A 16,807-nucleotide genomic window follows, 5' to 3' on the forward strand; every position below is an offset into this window, starting at 1 on the left:
AATTTAACTAATAATAAAGGAACATCATGAGTAAACCAGTAGTTTTAAGTGGCATTCAGCCAACCGGTGGTATGACAATAGGCAACTACGTTGGCGCTATTAACCAGTGGCTAAAGCTACAGGAAGACCACGAGAGTTTCTTTATGTTGGTGGATTTACATGCCATTACCGTTCGCCAAGAACCTGAAGTGCTCCGTTCTCGTGTTTTAGATGGTATTGCGCTTTACGCGGCATGTGGTATTGACCCTGAAAAATCAGCTCTATTTGTACAATCGCAAGTACCAGAACATGCACAGTTAGCTTGGGTATTAAATTGTTATGCGCAAATGGGTGAGCTTAACCGCATGACGCAATTTAAAGATAAGTCATCAAAGCATGCCAACAATGTTAATGTGGGTTTATTTTCGTACCCAGTTTTGCAAGCTGCCGATATTTTATTGTATCAAGCCGACCAAGTTCCGGTTGGTGATGACCAAAAGCAGCACCTAGAGTTAACTCGCGATATCGCAACCCGTTTTAACAACTTATACGGTGATGTATTTAAAATTCCTGAGCCTTACATTCCAGAGCTTGGTGCGCGTGTAATGAGCTTACAAGATCCGCTTAAAAAAATGTCTAAATCAGATGACAATCCAAATGGTTATATCATGTTACTTGATGAACCAAAAAAGATTGTTAAAAAGCTTAAAAAAGCAGTTACAGATTCTGATGAGCAAGCACGTATTTACTTTGACCGTGCTGAAAAACCTGGAGTCTCTAATTTATTAACTTTACTTAGTGTTGCAACAAAACGCTCAGTTGAGGATTTAGTGCCAGAGTACGAAGATAAAATGTATGGCCATCTAAAAAAAGACACCGCCGATGCGATTGTCAGTATGATTGAGCCAATTCAAGCTCGTTTTAAAGACATAAGAGAAGATCAAAACCTACTTGATAGCATAATGAAATCAGGCGCAGAAAAAGCCAGTGCCCGTGCCGAAACTACATTAAAATCGGTTTACGATGCACTTGGTTTTATTCCTCGCCCGTAAACAGTTAGGTTAATTTAATAGTAAAAAAATGCCGCTAATAATTAGCGGCATTTTTTTGTTTTAAACTAAGCTTGATAAGCACGGTCAATCGTTGTTAAAAGCCGTGCTTAATCGTTTTTTAGTTTTGTTGTAACAGTGGTTTTAGGTAATGCCCTGTATGTGAACGCTCACATTCGGATACTTGCTCAGGGGTGCCAGCAATTAAAATTTCACCGCCACCGGCGCCGCCTTCAGGCCCTAGGTCTATTACCCAATCGGCTGTTTTTACTACATCTAAATTATGCTCAATAACGACAATCGTATTACCATGATCACGAAGACGATGCAGGACCACTAATAATTGTTCAATATCGGCAAAATGGAGTCCAGTGGTAGGCTCATCAAGTATATAAAGTGTTTTACCTGTATCGCGTTTAGAAAGCTCTTTTGCCAATTTAACACGCTGTGCTTCACCTCCCGAAAGAGTTGTCGCAGCTTGTCCTAAGCGAATATAAGACAATCCTACATCCATTAAGGTTTTAAGTTTGCGCGCAATAGCTGGTATTTTATCAAAGTAGTCGTGCGCATCTTCAACGGTCATTTCTAATACTTGGTGAATGTTTTTACCTTTGTATTGTACTTCGAGAGTTTCGCGATTATAGCGCTCACCTTTACATACATCACAAGGAACATAGACATCAGGTAAAAAGTGCATTTCTACTTTTATAACGCCATCGCCTTGGCAGGCTTCACAACGCCCACCTTTTACATTAAAACTAAAGCGGCCAACTTTATAGCCTCGTGAGCGTGCTTCTTGTGTACCAGCAAATAACTCACGAATACCAGTAAAAATACCGGTGTAGGTAGCAGGGTTTGAGCGCGGCGTACGCCCTATAGGGCTTTGGTCAATATCAATCACTTTATCAAAGTGATCAAGCCCGCTAATTGATTTATAAGGGGCTGCTTCAGCGGTTGTTGCTCCATTTAATTCTGTATGTGCAAGTTTAAACAAGGTGTCGTTAATTAGCGTTGATTTACCCGACCCCGACACACCAGTAATACATGTCATTAACCCAAACGGAATTTTTAAATCTACATTTTTTAAGTTATTGCCCGTCGCTCCAAAAAGCTCCAACCACTTTTTACCCGTTGGATTACGTTCTTGCGGTACGTCTATTTTTCGCACTCCCGATAAAAACTGTCCGGTAACAGAATCTTTGCTTGCGAGAATTTCGTCGCGTGTACCTTGTGCAATAATATGCCCGCCATGCACTCCCGCACCAGGGCCTACATCGATAATGTGATCGGCTGCGCGAATAGCATCTTCGTCGTGCTCTACAACAATAACAGTATTACCTAAATCACGTAGATGAATTAATGTTTGTAATAAACGATCGTTGTCGCGTTGGTGCAAACCGATCGAAGGCTCATCTAATACATACATCACACCAACAAGACCAGCACCAATTTGGCTTGCTAGGCGAATACGCTGTGCTTCACCACCAGATAAAGTATCTGCGCTTCTCTCTAAAGACAGATAGTTAAGGCCAACATTAATTAAAAACGATAAACGATCACGAATTTCTTTTAGAATTTTTTCGGCAATTTGTGCTTTTTGACCGCTGAGTGATAAATTTTCAAAAAAGGCCATCGCCTCACCAATACTCATATTTGTAATGGTAGGTAATGTGGTTTGTCCTATAAATACATTACGCGCTTCTTCGCGCAAACGAGAACCCTTACAGCTAGGACAAGCCTGACTTGTTTGGTATTTAGCAAGCTCTTCACGAACCGAGTTTGACTCAGTTTCGCGATAACGCCGGTTCATGTTATTTAACACGCCTTCAAATTCATGATTGCGGGTAATTAAATCACCACGGTCGTTACGATAGTTAAATGCAATTTTAGTACTGCCTGAGCCTTCTAAAATAATTTTCTGTGATTCTGGTGACAGTGTTTGAAATGGCACATCTAATTCAAAGTTATAATGTTCAGCAACCGCTTGTAGCATTTGAAAATAATAAAAGCTGCGTTTGTCCCAGCCTTTTATGGCACCACCGGCAAGGCTTAACTCTGGGTTTTGTACCACTCGATTTGGATCAAAGTATTGGCGAACACCTAAACCATCACAGCTTTGACATGCTCCAGCTGGATTATTAAATGAAAATAATCGCGGTTCTAACTCGGTCATTGCATAGCCACAGGTTGGGCAAGCAAAGTTTGCTGAAAAGAGCATTTCGGTAAAACCGGCATCGTCCATATGTGCAACCGTGGCTACACCACCAGAAAGCTCTAGGGCTGTTTCGAATGACTCAGCCAAACGCTGTTGCAAACCATCTTTAACTTTAAAGCGGTCAACGACCACCTCAATAGTATGCTTTTTATGAAGCTCTAATGTTGGAGGATCAGATAAATCACATACCTCGCCATCAATACGGGCACGAATATATCCTTGGCTTGCTAATTGCTCCAATAGTTTTACGTGCTCGCCTTTACGTGCTTTAACCACCGGAGCTAACAGCATTAATTTACTACTCTCTGGCAACGCTAAAACAGTATCCACCATTTGGCTGATCGTTTGCGCTGCAAGAGGTAAATTATGTGTAGGACAACGTGGCTCGCCAACACGGGCAAACATAAGTCTAAGATAATCGTAAATTTCGGTAATAGTTCCCACTGTAGAGCGTGGGTTATGTGATGTTGATTTTTGTTCTATCGAGATTGCAGGAGAAAGCCCCTCTATATGATCGACATCGGGCTTTTCCATCAACGATAAAAACTGCCTAGCATAAGCCGAAAGAGATTCAACATAACGACGTTGCCCCTCTGCATATAATGTATCAAACGCAAGTGAAGACTTACCTGAACCAGATAGTCCTGTGATCACAATTAGCTTGTCACGGGGAATGGTTAGGCTGATGTCTTTTAAGTTGTGCGTACGTGCGCCTCTGACTTCAATATTTTCCATGCTATCTCGTTTATTACCAAAATTGTTAAAAGAGGGTGTTAGCCTTTGAGTTAGAAAGATTAACATGTTTTAGTATCGCATAATACGTAACAAGATTAATTACTGATCAATGAAAAATCCTTACCAATTGACGATTAACTATTGGCGCGCTTATGGTAGAATCCGTGTTCAAATTTTCACATATAAAAAGTTTACGTAGAAAATGACTGCATCTTCACTTAATTCACGAGAAAAGCGCGCCGCAGTTTCGCTAGCGAGTGTGTTTGCATTTAGAATGCTCGGCTTATTTATGCTTATGCCTGTGCTGGCTATTTATGGTCAATCGCTAACAGGTTTTTCACCCATATGGATTGGATTTGCTATTGGTGCTTATGGCTTAACACAAGCTGCGCTACAAATCCCAATGGGCCGGCTTTCGGATAAAATTGGTCGCAAAAAAGTGATCGTTGGTGGCTTATTGGTATTTGCTTTAGGCTCAGTGATTGCGGCCTTAGCTGACTCTATTCAAATGGTGACGGTGGGTAGGGCATTGCAAGGAATGGGAGCTATAGCCAGCGCGCTACTTGCGTTTGCTAGCGATTTAAGCCGAGACGATCAACGTCCAAAAGTAATGGCTGTTATAGGTATGAGTATAGGCATGAGCTTTGCTTTTGCTATGCTTTTAGGGCCTATCGTGGCTGCATCATGGGGAGTAAGTGGTGTCTTTTGGCTAACGGCTATATTGGCTTTATGTGGTATTTTAATTGTTACCTTTTTAGTTCCAAGTGCCATTAATAAAGCCCCTAAAGGCGATACTCTCGCCAGTTTTAATGACATTAAAAAATTAATAAGGCATCCACAATTAGCACGCTTAAATTTGGGGGTGTTATTACTGCATTTAACATTAACCACTATTTTTGTTGTATTACCTAGTCAACTTATCAGTGATGGATTAATTGCTGAACATCATTGGCATTTATATATTCCAGTGTTGTTTTTAGCTTTTTTCTTAATGGTGCCAATAATGATTATTGCCATTAAAAAAGAAAAAGAAAAGCAGGCTTTCTTAGGCTCGGTGTTATTACTCACTTTAAGTATGCTCGCCATGGCTATATGGGTAAATAGTGTAATAGGTATTGCCGTTTGTATGCTGCTATACTTTGTTGCTTTTAATTTTTTAGAAGCGACCATGCCGGCATTGGTATCGCGAATTTCACCTGCCAATCAAAAAGGCTCTGCTATGGGTGGTTACTCATCTAGTCAGTTTTTAGGGGCTTTTTTTGGGGGAATACTCGGCGGATATATTGCACAAACAATGAGTGCGCAAACGGTGTTTGCCGCGGCAGCACTTGTTGGGTTAATATGGCTTATTATTGCGTGGAAAATGCAAATTCCACCAAAAAGCAAAATAATTAGTTTAATGACCACATTAAGCTCAGAGCAACAAGCACAAACACTTGCCTCTCAATTAGTAGCCCTACCAGGTGTACTAGAGGCAACAGTAGTTCGCGATGAAAATCGTAGCTATTTAAAGATTAATGATAAAGAATTCGACCTAGACCAAGCACGTAAAGTTGCTGGTTTAATCTAACGTTTATAGGAGATAGTTCCATGGCACGCGGTGTGAACAAAGTAATATTAGTAGGTAATTTAGGGCAAGATCCAGAAGTGCGTTACATGCCAAATGGCAATGGCGTAGCAAATATTACCCTAGCAACATCAGATAGCTACAAAGACAAAAACACCGGGCAAATGGTTGATAAAACTGAATGGCACCGTGTTGTATTTTTTGGCAAATTAGCTGAAATTGTCGGTGAATACTGCCGTAAAGGTTCTCAAATATACGTAGAAGGTAAATTACAAACACGTAAATGGACCGATCAACAAGGTCAAGAAAAATACACAACCGAAATTGTAGTTGATGGCTTTACAGGTCAAATGCAAATGTTAGGTGCACGTGGTGGTGATCAACAAAATGGTGGTGGTTATCAAAATAACCAGCAAAACAGCCAACAAAATAATTATCAAAATAACCAACAAAATAATGGTTATCAAGGCCAGCAGCAAAGCAATAATTACCAAAATAACAATCAAGCGCAGCCAAATAATTATGCACCACAGCAACAAGCTGCGCCACAACAAGCCGCACCACAGCAAGCGCCTGCTGCAGCACCACAACAAAGCAATCAATATGGCGGTGGTTCGCAACAACCTCAAAGTGGCGGTTTTGCTCCTAAACCACAAAGTGCACCACAAGGTGGCGCATCAAACCCAATGGAACCAACCATTGATTTTGATGACGATATCCCGTTTTAACCAAAGACAAAAATAAAATGTTGATAAAAAATTTAGAAAGCCGCTACTAAGCGGCTTTTTTAGTTTTATTAGAAAAATAGCCTAGGATTCATACATAAATTATTGTAGATATTAAGGCTGAGATAATAGCTTTTTAGTAATGGACTGCTGAGCTATTGGAAAAACTACACCTTGGATATACCATTACTATCCACAAATCACAAGGTTCACAATGGCCTAATTGTTTTATCATGTTACCCAATGAAGCGGAAAAAATGATAGACCAAACATTGCTATACACCGCATCAACTCGTCCAAGTGAAAGGCTTGTGGTGATGAGCGATGAAAGTGTAATTGAAAAGGCGATTAAGGTGGGTTCAAGGGCGTTAAATCGTGCCACTTTTCTGAGAGAAAGGGTAAATTTAGCATTTGAGCTGATTTAGTCTGGAAAGGGAAATTCATTGGAAGTGCAAATTTTGTAACAGGTTTGTTTAATTTAATCGCTTAGTGTACTAGAACAATGACATAATATTTTTAATTGGTTATATTTAGCTTAATAAAAATATAAGACAAAAAAGATTATAAAGGGAATTGGTATGAAAAAGATTTTACCATTAGTCATAGGGATCAGCATTCTATTAACAGGCTGTAATTCCACGCCAAATTATCGAAAAGTCTCTGAATCAGAAGTTTCAAATTATCAAAGCCAGATTACAGACTTTCGAGCCGGAAGTTATTCTCCACATTGGATTCAGCCTGCAAATAAGTCCGAGAAATGTGAAATGCTAATTGAAGGCTATACCGAGCAACCCCATCAAGGCACAATAGAGTGGGATGGGAACTGTAAAGACGGCAAAGCCGAGGGACTTGGTAAAATTAGTGTTATAAATGGTAGTGTTAGAGCTTTTGAGATCACTTACCATAACAAAGGAATTACGGATCAACTTTATTACCTATGGGTTGAAGGAACAAATAATGTCGAGTTTGGCACGTATGTCCGTGAAAATGACAAAATGACTAAAAAATTACAAAACCATGCGTCATTAAAACCAAATGGAGATATTGATTCCATATATTCACAAGGGGAGCAAAGTCTTACAACAGGAGTATTCATTGGAGTTGTAAGAAAGAACTATGCTAATGGTTTTGCTAAGCTATCAGGACAATTCGGCAATTTGCGTTTCTTTGGAGCCAGAGAGTTCTTTGATAAAAATAACCAGCCAACTTTTACAACTTGGGGCTTCTACGATATGAACGCTGACAAGCCTGACAAGTATATTGTAGTGAAAAGTAAATATGGGGTATTTCATCAGAAATGGCAGTTTGGTACTCAAAAAGAAAATGTTACCTTACCAGAGAGCTATACAGATGAAACTTTAAAAGTATCAATTCAAGCCTCGACATTGGTAAATAGAGCAAGCAGTGCAGGACAGCTTGCACTAGCTATGAAGCAAAGATATGACTCTCAGAATGTTACTCCATCAACCGTGAGAACAAAACCTGACAACAAAAAGCCTGAGTTGCCTAAAGGTATTTCTACAGGCACGGGCTTCTTTATTTCTAATGATGGCTATGTGCTTACCAATAGTCACGTAATAGAAGGGTCATCAAACATATCGATTATTCTACATGGTAAATCGGTATCAGCTTCATTGGTTGATCATGACCCTAGCAATGATATCGCTTTGTTGAAAGTAGATAAGGTAGTTGAAGGTTTACCGATTGAGCTTAAAAACAAAACAAAGCAAGGAACCGCAATCGCCATTTTAGGTTATCCAAATATAGGCTTACAAGGCAACGAACAAAAAGCGACATTTGGGTATGTTAATGCCAATTCTGGCATCCAAGGTGATACTCGGTATTTTCAAATTGATTCCCCTATACAGCCCGGAAACTCAGGCAGTCCGATGGTAAATAATCAAGGTGTTGTCATTGGCATTGCTTCAGCATCGTTAAATCAATCAGCAGCTATTAAAGCTACGGGAACATTGGCTCAAAATGTAAATTATGCCGTTAAAATAGCTTATGCATTGCCAATGCTGATAAATCACGGTGTAGACTATATTGAACCAGCCAAGCAAAAAACCTTAGATAAAACAGAGCTGATTGAGAGAATTTCAAATAGTGTTGTTCTTGTTATAGCAGAGTGATGAAGGGGATATAATGGTATTAGCCCCTGAATTAATTTCGTTAATTGATCAAAAAGCATCGGTAGAGTGTGGGTACACTAATTTACTCCACTCTTCTGTTTATATTAGTCAATTAAATGCGCACATAAACGGCACGTGCGAATTAACGAAGCATGAAATCGAGTCTAAAATAGATTACTTAGCTGGTTGCATGACAATTACACTCGATCACCCAATAAATGAACTTGAATTTCTGAGAGTTAGACTTTGTGAAGGTCAAAACTTTACTAATGTTTCCGACTTATCTTACATTAAGGAAACCTCTTGCTCGTTTCCAAAGGTAGGTAGGTTAAATCTTACAGGTCAGGCGCTGTTCTATGCTTCTATACCTGTTAAACAAGATGATATGGCATTAAGAGTTGTGTTGTCTGAGGCTCAAGCGAAACAGTTTGATCGTCTTAATGAACTGAGGTCTCATCAAGTAAATGGCACTGTCTTATACCTACGAATTATAGGTATATGGGAACAAGTAAGGCGAAATGAAAAACCGTATTATTTAAGCCAAGATACATTTGACTATTACACTGAGGCAAGAAAGCATATGATTAAGCAGTTTAGCCGAGAATTGCTTTTTGCTTATGAGTTAACAGATCGTTTCTTTGCAGATATATTATCTCGTCAAGGAAGTGAACGCTTGTATCAAGTAACGTCAGCCCTGAGTAATGTGTTTTTGACTGAGAAGTGCGATGGTGTTCTCTACTCGTCAGTAAAAGCGAAGGGAGAGCCTGTGGTTGCTTTAAGACCTCAAGTGGTTGATGATAAATTAGAACATCAGTTTGCTACCGAGGTCTTCATTGAGAAATCATTTGGTTATGAGTTTTATCAGTTTAAAACATTAGCTAAAACATCTGATATTGATAAGATGTCAGGTAAATTAGAGTGGTAATGAGCTTAACTAACACTTCCTTTAGCTAAGCTTAAAATGTAGATTAAACGTAGTTTTAAGCCCTATAAATGCAGTTAATCTACAAATTGCGATTGAAGTGTATATAATAATTTCAAACTGCTTCTTGAGGCTATGTTTTAAAAGGGATTTATATTCACTCACTCACCCTGTTATGGGTTTATGTGTTCATTACCGTTCTAACCAAAGACAAAAATAAAACTGTAAATTAAAATTCTAAATTACAGTAGTTAAATCACAAGCCCAGTATTTTTACTGGGCTTTTTATTGATTACAATAACCATTCAATTAGAGTAAATTTTGGTTTAAATTGGGTGCATCATTAATGAAATGTATATCTGATTTATGTCGCTCATCAGTCCTTTTAATTTATAACCTGTAACTATTTCTAATAAACAGCACGCGATAACCACAAAAAATAGCATTGGTATTAAACCGTGTAGGCTGTTTTAACAAAGTGGGTTGTTAAAGTATATTGAATGATAAATATACGCGCAAAGCTTGTGTTTATTGGGATCTTGAACAACACTTTAACCATTATTTTTTTTGTGAACACGCTATGTTAAACAGTCAATCGGCGTTTTTAAAGCATTCAAAACAAGTTTACTTTGGTATTTCTGTATTGATTGTTATCACTTTTAATATATTACTGAATCATGCATTGCATCAGCATCTTCATAATGTTGGAGAGTTACTTGTTAAACAAATTTATATGCTTCAGTTGGATCCTGTTCTACATAAAGAAGTAACGAATGCATTGCTGAAAAACAGCCACTTTATGCTTGAGCCCACTGATTCACCCAAATATTTTCAACATATTATTAAACTAGAGCGGGAGGTTTTTAGCTTTAAAACATTAAGCCTTAGTTTATATCATTGGCCTGCGTGGGTGATTAAAAGCTATGTTTTTATTTTATTAAATATTGTGTTGTTAGGGGCTATTGCATGGGGAATACGATGGTGGAGTACGTTATTTGTTATTAAAGAGCCACTAAAAGTGTCTGTTTTTAACAAAGGGGGACCTGTAGTTAAAAAAGCAGCCGAGCATTTTTTAAAGCTTCCAAAAACAAGTGTTTTAAGCAACCCTTCTTTACAAAATATATTTATTATAGCCAATATCAGCGGCGAGTTTCATTCGTTCAAAAATACAGTCGGTATTCTTCAAAGCGCTTTAAAGTCTTCACTTTTAAGCTTCCCTAAGGTTTCTGTTAAATCATTAAAAAATGATGAGTTTGCAATTACAATTCTAGATGTAAAAACAACAAATATAGATGAGTTTATACAGCAAGTATATCAGGGCGTTTATGTGTGTTGTCAGCGGTATGAGAGAGCGATAAAACAAAAAATAAAATTTGGCGTATGTAACTATTACGCTGATGCTGAACAGGTATCGGTATATTTATTAGCTAGATCGGCGTTAAATAAGGTGCTTAAAGAGCAAGGAAAAGATATATGGCGATATGAAATGAATCGTGAACAGCTAGGTACGTTATCTAATATAAAAGTGGTTAATCGTATTAAAGAGAATAAGTTTATTATTTTATTTCAGCCCTTATTTGATTTAACAGAAGGTGAGATCATACAACATGAGGCACTTATTAGAATAAAAAGTACGGCTGACGGTCTTATTGCTGCTCACTCTTTTATAGAGCAGGTTAAAAATGTGGATGACGCATTATTAGTCGACAAAGCAGTTATTACGCAAGTAAAGAAAACACTTTCGACCGAACCTAGTTCTATTAAAATTAGTGTTAACTTACATACTAATAATTGGGTTAGTTATAGTTTTTGGCAGTGGTTATTGGCGCAGTTAAATCATGAACAGTTTAATAAAAAAATTGAGTTTGGGATTAAAGAAAGTCACTTTATGACCCATAAAAAAGCCATTTTAGATATCGTAAAATTATTACACTTGCAGCATATGTGTATTGTTATTGATGATATACAAAGCATTGAAAATATTTTTGAGTTATCTCAGTGTATTAATGTAAAAGCAATAAAGTTAAGTTATCAGTTGGTCCATTTAATTAATATTAATGAGCAATTACAGCGCCAAGTAAGAGAAATTGTTTTACTGTCGAGTAGCCTACAAATACCTGTGTATGCTGTTGGTATTGAAACTAAAAGTGAATTAAACACATTAACTAAGTTAGGGGTAAGTGCTGCACAAGGGTTTTATTTTTCTGAGCCGCTAGGTGAGTTTAATCAAGTTGTGTTTCATTAATTTTTTATGTTAGGTGAATGGATAACATTCAAACTCTATAAAATATAGGGTTTATTGTTATCTGAATCATAGTTAACGGCTTTATTTATGAGTTAAATAGGGCATTTTTATATTAATCCTCGGTATTTTAATCCGTCGAGTCCTTGTAAGCCTCCTGTATGAATCGCAATAATGCGAGTGTTCGGCCTAAAGTAATCTTGCTCTATTAATTGCCATAAAGCATACATCATTTTCCCACTGTAAATTGGCTCTAGTGGCAAGTTATGTTGTGTTTGCATAGTTTGACAAAATTGCCATAACTCAGGTGTGAATTTACCGTACCCACCATCATGAAAATTACACATTAATTGCCAATTATTTTGTGTGGCTGCTTTTGAACTTAATTTACAAATTTCTTGTTTTAAATACTCAGCTTGTTTTAATACGGCAATACCAATAACTTGTGTTAATTTATTACTACCCTCAATGAGTCCTGCAAGCGTACCTCCACTACCAGTAGGGCATACAAGCACATCATGCTCAGGCAAACTTTGTGCTAATTCCATACAGCCCGGTATAGCAAGTTCATTACTACCCCCTTCAGGAACAATATAAGCATTAGGAAAGCGTTGTTGTAATTCATGTAGATATTCAGGATTGTTACGTTCTTTATATTCTAAACGAGTCACGGGATGTAATTGCATATTACATTGTTTGGCGAACTTTAATGTTGGATTATTTATATCTAATTGTGGGCCTCTTATGATCCCATGAGTTATAAAGTTAAAGTGTTTTCCGGCAGCGGCACACGCGTGAATATGATTTGAAAATGCCCCGCCAAACGTCAGTAATTCAGATTTATTGTATTGCTTCATTTGCACTAAATTATACTTAAGTTTTCGCCATTTGTTACCATTTATTAACATGTGGATTTGGTCATCACGCTGTACATGTAAAGACACACCTTTATGCATAAGTAGGGTGCTATTTATTTGTTGTAAATGGAGTTTTTTTTCATTCATTATTTTTATTTTCACTTTTTTAAATTCATTACTTGGTATTTTTATAAAAATGTACCACAATTAGATACACAGTTTTTTAACATAAGTGTTTATATGAGTAGTAAGCTGTTTTCGTTATTTCCATGGTTGAAATTAGGTTTAAGTAAAAATACAGTTTTAGGTATTGCTGTTTACGGCAGTGCGGTAAACGCAGTATGCCTAACTAAAAGTAACGGACAATGGCTAGTTGCTAAATATCACTCTATAGATGTTTCAGATGAAAGTGATTATATGGCGGCTATCGCTGCGTGTACAAATGCAGTATGTAAAGAACCTTGTAAAGTAAACCTAGTTCTTCCGCATTTTTTTTATCAAATAGTGCAAATGGAAAAGCCAACCTTATCAGATGATGAAATAACGCAATCTTTACCTTGGTTAGCTAAAGATTTTGTTGATATTGCCCCCGAAAATATTGTTGCCGATTTTACCGATTACCCCATTTCTTTGCCAATGCAAAGTAATAAAATGAATGTATTTATTACTAATAAAGAGCAAGTAAAGCCATTAGTCGATGTTTTTAAAAAGTTAAAACCGGCATTACGTTCAATTACATCTGAAGAAATGATTTTAGTAACGCTATTTGGTAATGATAGTCATGCTCATATGCTTATCGTGCAGCATGTAGGGCACGAACCTCGAATTTTAATAATTAGAAATGGGCAACTGCTACTAGCACGGCGCTTAAATGGGTTATTAGGTCTTATTAATAACAGTCAATCTTTAATTGAGTCGTTAGGGCTTGAAATCCAACGCTCGATGGATTTTTTTGAAAGCCAGTTAAAGCAACCTCCTATCAGAAGTATTCAATTACAATGTGATGATTTATCGTCTTTATCACTAAAGGCCGGTTTAGCTGAGTATTTAGAAATTCAAGTAACTGACTTTACTCCCCAAATAGATATAGCCCAATCACTCGAACCTAGTTACTACTATGCACTTGGGGCTGCGTTTCAATTAATTGATACGGAGTTAGTCGAATGAAAAACCGGATTAATTTTTATCAAAAATCATTGAGAATAAAATACGATCCCGTTCCGCTGGCGTTATTACTGGGTACTTGGTTAGCTGCATTCGTGTTTGTTTTTATTGTATGGGGAGGATATTTTTTTCAACAAAATATACAAAGCTCCCTTTCAATACAAAGTATCAACGAACTAGCTCAGGCTAAGTTAAAATTACAAAAATTAAAAACTCAGCTTAGCGATAAGCAATATAAGCAACCTCTCATAGAACAATTAAGAAGCTTGCAACAAGAGCAATTGCACAAGCGGCAAATATTTGCGTATTTAGCTGATGCTTCAACACAAGCCATTACTGATTATGCACAAGTTATGCAAGATTTAGCGAGATATCATGAGCCGAATGTTTGGCTAACACGGCTACAATTTTCAGGTCAAAAAATATTATTACAAGGGCATGTCAGTGAATCAAAGTATTTACCATTATGGTTTAGTAACCTGCATAAATCGTCCTTTTTTATAGACAAAGAGTTTTCGGTTGTGGAATTTAGTCAAGACGGCGATGGAATGAGTTTTAATGTGGCAACCGACATATCTACCATCGAGGTAAAGCCATGAGTGATAGTAATAAACGTCATCGGTTGAGCTGGTGGGGTACAGCAAAAGTAAAATTTTCTCGGTTACATAAACGTGAAAAATACGCGTCGCTATTTGTTGGTTTTTTTGTCGTACTGTATTTGGGCTGGGTATTTGTCATTTCACCAACCAAGCTAAATGCGCAAAGAAAGGAAGCGCTTGCGACTGTTAAACAACAAGAGCTTAAACAGGTTGAACAGCAAATCTCCATGTTAAAACAGGCGCTTAATGTTGATTATACAAAGAAATTACGTGATGAAATTAGTACAACCAAGCAGTCACTCAAGCAAATAAACGAAAAAATAAGCCAGTTTAGTCAAAGCTTTACTGCTGCCAAACAAGTACCTGTTGTACTAAAAGATTTACTTTTAAGTACACCTAATGTGCAAGTGGTGGCCTTTGAAGTTATGCCAGCTAAAGCGATTGATGTTGAGAAGCTAGGTGAGCACGATGCACAAACATTATTTTTTGAACATCAAATGTTGGTTACCTTAGAGGGGAGCTACTTTGATTTACAGCAATACCTTGCAAGTTTACAACATCGACAAAAAAAACTACTGATCCGAGCGTTTAACTACCAAGTTACACAATACCCAAATGCTAAATTAACTTTGCAAATAGCAACGGTGGGGGCAAATGAAACATTTATTATTTTATAACGTTTGTTTGGCGGCATTATGTTTAGGTGCTAACTGTTTTGCGTCGCAATTATTAGATCCGACAAAACCACCAACACAGCGTGTGATTGAGAGTGATCTTGTAAATAAAACCACTTTGAAGTTACAAACAATTATTAAAACTAGCACGGCATATAAAGCCATTATTTCAGGAACCATTTATCAGGTTGGCGATACGGTTAACAACCTTCGAGTGCTAACGATTACTGCCAAACAAGTAGTGTTAGCAAATAACGATAAGCAAATAAAATTAGACCTATATCATTATGAAATTAAAAAATAATTTATATCGCCAATGGCTTGCTATGTTTTTATTACCGGCGATGTTAGCAGGTTGCCATAGCTTTGACCCAGGCAAAGAGATAAAACCACACATTGAAAAAGAATTGGTGTCACAGCAGCAAGAAATCACGCCTGTCGTGCCGCTTGAGGTGCCCAATACGCTAACACAAAGTTTACTGTCGGGCATTGATTCGGGTGCCGGTTTAAACAATCAAGTATCTATAAAGCGTTTTGATGTTGCTGCTAAGGATGTTGATATCAATGCATTTTTTACTGGTTTGACTGATGGCACCCCATACAGTGTTGCTGTTCACCCTGAAGTGAATGGGACGATTAGCTTAAATTTAAAAAATGTTTCTTTTGATGAGGTTATCGCTGTTATTAAACGTATGTATCCACTGGATATTGTTAATGAGGGGCGTATTGTTCAGGTACTCCCTTCTAAAATGCGCACTGAAACAATCCCTGTCAATTATCTAATGATGAAACGACATGGGCAATCTACAGTTAGTGTAGTTGCCGGAGGGGTTAGTCAAAACACCCAAGCTGGCAACATAAGTTCAGGCAATAGCTCAGCAAATAATTCATTAAGTAATAACCAAGGGGGTAATGCCAATAATCAAAATAGCAATATGAATGGCTCGCGGATTCAAACGACGAGCGAAAATGATTTTTGGAAAGATTTAGAGGTTGCCCTTCAATCACTCATAGGAGCAAGTGATGGCCGTTATGTTATCGCGAGTCCACAAGCTAGCTTAGTAACGGTAAACGCATTACCGAGTGAGATACATCAATTAAAAGAGTTTTTACGTCAAAGCCAAGAGAATCTTCAACGCCAAGTCATACTTGAAGCTAAAATTGTTGAAATAACACTCACCGATGAATACCAGCAAGGTGTTAATTGGGATCGTATTTCAAGTGGTTTAGGCGGCGGAATTTCATTTGCCACTTCAGCAGGAGCTATTGGTAATACAATTTCTGCAACGTTGGGTGGTGTGTCGTCATTAACGATAGAAAAAGGTGATTTTAGTGGTGTCATTAGTCTTTTAGAAACCCAAGGCGATGTTCAAATGTTGTCTAATCCTCGTGTGACAGCAACGAATAATCAAAAAGCAGTTATTAAAGTAGGCCAAGATGAATACTTTGTTACTAATGTTTCTAATACTACGGTTACAGGTACATCAACAACCACTTCGCCAGAGATCGATCTTACGCCTTTTTTCTCTGGTATTGCGTTAGATGTGACACCACAAATTGATAAGTACGGTTCGGTAATTTTACATGTACATCCTTCGGTCACAGAAACGCAAGAGCAGTTAAAAGTGATTACATTAGATGATCAACGCTTTGAACTGCCGTTAGCGCAAAGTAATATTCGAGAGTCTGACACCGTAATACGTGCACAAAGTGGCGAAATAGTTGTGATTGGCGGGTTAATGCAAACTACAACACAAGATCAAGAATCTAAAACTCCTGTCTTAGGGGATATCCCTTTAGTCGGTAACTTTTTTAAAAGTATTAATAAACTGCAAGAGAAAAAAGAGCTTATTATTTTAATAAAGCCAACTGTAGTAATGCCCGATACATGGCAAAAACAACAAGCACATAGTCGCCAGTTATTAAACACTTGGTATGAGAACTAAG

14 protein-coding genes are annotated in these 16,807 nt (G+C 37.6%); 12 read left to right on the forward strand and 2 right to left on the reverse strand.

Translation table 11 applies throughout. The annotated features are described in order from the left end of the window. Nucleotides 1-26 precede the first annotated feature (26 nt). Complete coding sequence (trpS, locus tag J8L70_RS05230) at nt 27-1,031, forward strand: tryptophan--tRNA ligase (protein ID WP_211054433.1); 1,005 nt, start codon at nt 27-29, stop codon at nt 1,029-1,031. Nucleotides 1,032-1,149: 118 nt separating this feature from the next. On the opposite strand, the gene uvrA is transcribed toward trpS, so the two are convergent. Continuing rightward, nucleotides 1,150-3,978: an excinuclease ABC subunit UvrA gene (gene uvrA, locus J8L70_RS05235; RefSeq protein ID WP_211054434.1), complete on the reverse strand. Its 2,829-nt coding sequence runs from the start codon at nt 3,976-3,978 to the stop codon at nt 1,150-1,152. Between the two features lie 202 nt (nt 3,979-4,180). On the opposite strand from uvrA, the gene J8L70_RS05240 reads away from it, so the two are divergent. The 6 genes from J8L70_RS05240 (at nt 4,181) to J8L70_RS05265 (ending at nt 11,569) form a co-directional block, all read left to right on the forward strand. Then, nucleotides 4,181-5,548 carry an MFS transporter gene (locus J8L70_RS05240; protein ID WP_211054435.1) on the forward strand — a complete coding sequence of 456 codons (1,368 nt, stop codon included), beginning with the start codon at nt 4,181-4,183 and terminating at the stop codon, nt 5,546-5,548. Between the two features lie 20 nt (nt 5,549-5,568). Continuing rightward, the gene (gene ssb, locus J8L70_RS05245; RefSeq protein ID WP_211054436.1) at nt 5,569-6,273 is read left to right on the forward strand and encodes a single-stranded DNA-binding protein; all 705 of its coding nucleotides are present in this window, start codon (nt 5,569-5,571) and stop codon (nt 6,271-6,273) included. 155 nt (nt 6,274-6,428) lie between these two features. After that, nucleotides 6,429-6,695, forward strand: coding sequence for an ATP-binding domain-containing protein (locus J8L70_RS05250; RefSeq protein ID WP_211054437.1), 267 nt, complete (start codon nt 6,429-6,431; stop codon nt 6,693-6,695). A gap of 153 nt (nt 6,696-6,848) precedes the next feature. Further along, the gene (locus tag J8L70_RS05255; RefSeq protein ID WP_211054438.1) at nt 6,849-8,402 is read left to right on the forward strand and encodes a serine protease; all 1,554 of its coding nucleotides are present in this window, start codon (nt 6,849-6,851) and stop codon (nt 8,400-8,402) included. A gap of 13 nt (nt 8,403-8,415) precedes the next feature. Beyond that, entirely contained in the window at nt 8,416-9,327 is a 912-nt protein-coding gene (locus tag J8L70_RS05260; RefSeq protein WP_211054439.1) for a hypothetical protein, read from the forward strand. Nucleotides 9,328-9,904: 577 nt separating this feature from the next. Further along, a complete protein-coding gene (locus J8L70_RS05265) occupies nt 9,905-11,569 on the forward strand; it encodes an EAL domain-containing protein (RefSeq protein WP_211054440.1) in 1,665 nt (554 codons plus the stop codon). A gap of 107 nt (nt 11,570-11,676) precedes the next feature. Here the strand turns inward: J8L70_RS05265 and J8L70_RS05270 are convergent, their stop codons facing one another. Further along, on the reverse strand, nt 11,677-12,570 hold the full coding sequence (locus J8L70_RS05270; RefSeq protein ID WP_211054441.1) for a pyridoxal-phosphate dependent enzyme: 894 nt from the start codon (nt 12,568-12,570) through the stop codon (nt 11,677-11,679). 93 nt (nt 12,571-12,663) lie between these two features. Between J8L70_RS05270 and J8L70_RS05275 the strand changes: the two genes are divergently transcribed. From J8L70_RS05275 to mshL, 5 genes are read left to right on the forward strand one after another with little or no spacing between them, the layout of a single operon-like run. Further along, nucleotides 12,664-13,590, forward strand: a complete 927-nt coding sequence (locus J8L70_RS05275; RefSeq protein WP_211054442.1) for an MSHA biogenesis protein MshI — start codon at nt 12,664-12,666, stop codon at nt 13,588-13,590. Then, on the forward strand, nt 13,587-14,186 hold the full coding sequence (locus tag J8L70_RS05280) for a PilN domain-containing protein (protein WP_211054443.1): 600 nt from the start codon (nt 13,587-13,589) through the stop codon (nt 14,184-14,186). The genes J8L70_RS05275 and J8L70_RS05280 overlap by 4 nt, the downstream gene beginning before the upstream one ends. Further along, nucleotides 14,183-14,863, forward strand: coding sequence for a type II secretion system protein GspM (gspM, locus tag J8L70_RS05285; protein ID WP_211054444.1), 681 nt, complete (start codon nt 14,183-14,185; stop codon nt 14,861-14,863). Before J8L70_RS05280 ends, gspM begins: the two co-directional genes overlap by 4 nt. Beyond that, nucleotides 14,841-15,164, forward strand: coding sequence for an agglutinin biogenesis protein MshK (locus J8L70_RS05290; protein WP_211054445.1), 324 nt, complete (start codon nt 14,841-14,843; stop codon nt 15,162-15,164). Before gspM ends, J8L70_RS05290 begins: the two co-directional genes overlap by 23 nt. Then, nucleotides 15,148-16,806 (forward strand): pilus (MSHA type) biogenesis protein MshL, encoded by a 1,659-nt coding sequence (mshL, locus tag J8L70_RS05295; RefSeq protein WP_211054446.1) that lies wholly within the window; start codon nt 15,148-15,150, stop codon nt 16,804-16,806. Before J8L70_RS05290 ends, mshL begins: the two co-directional genes overlap by 17 nt. Nucleotide 16,807: the final 1 nt, after the last annotated feature.

Source organism: Pseudoalteromonas sp. MMG010, from assembly GCF_018100905.1.
Lineage (GTDB): Bacteria > Pseudomonadota > Gammaproteobacteria > Enterobacterales > Alteromonadaceae > Pseudoalteromonas.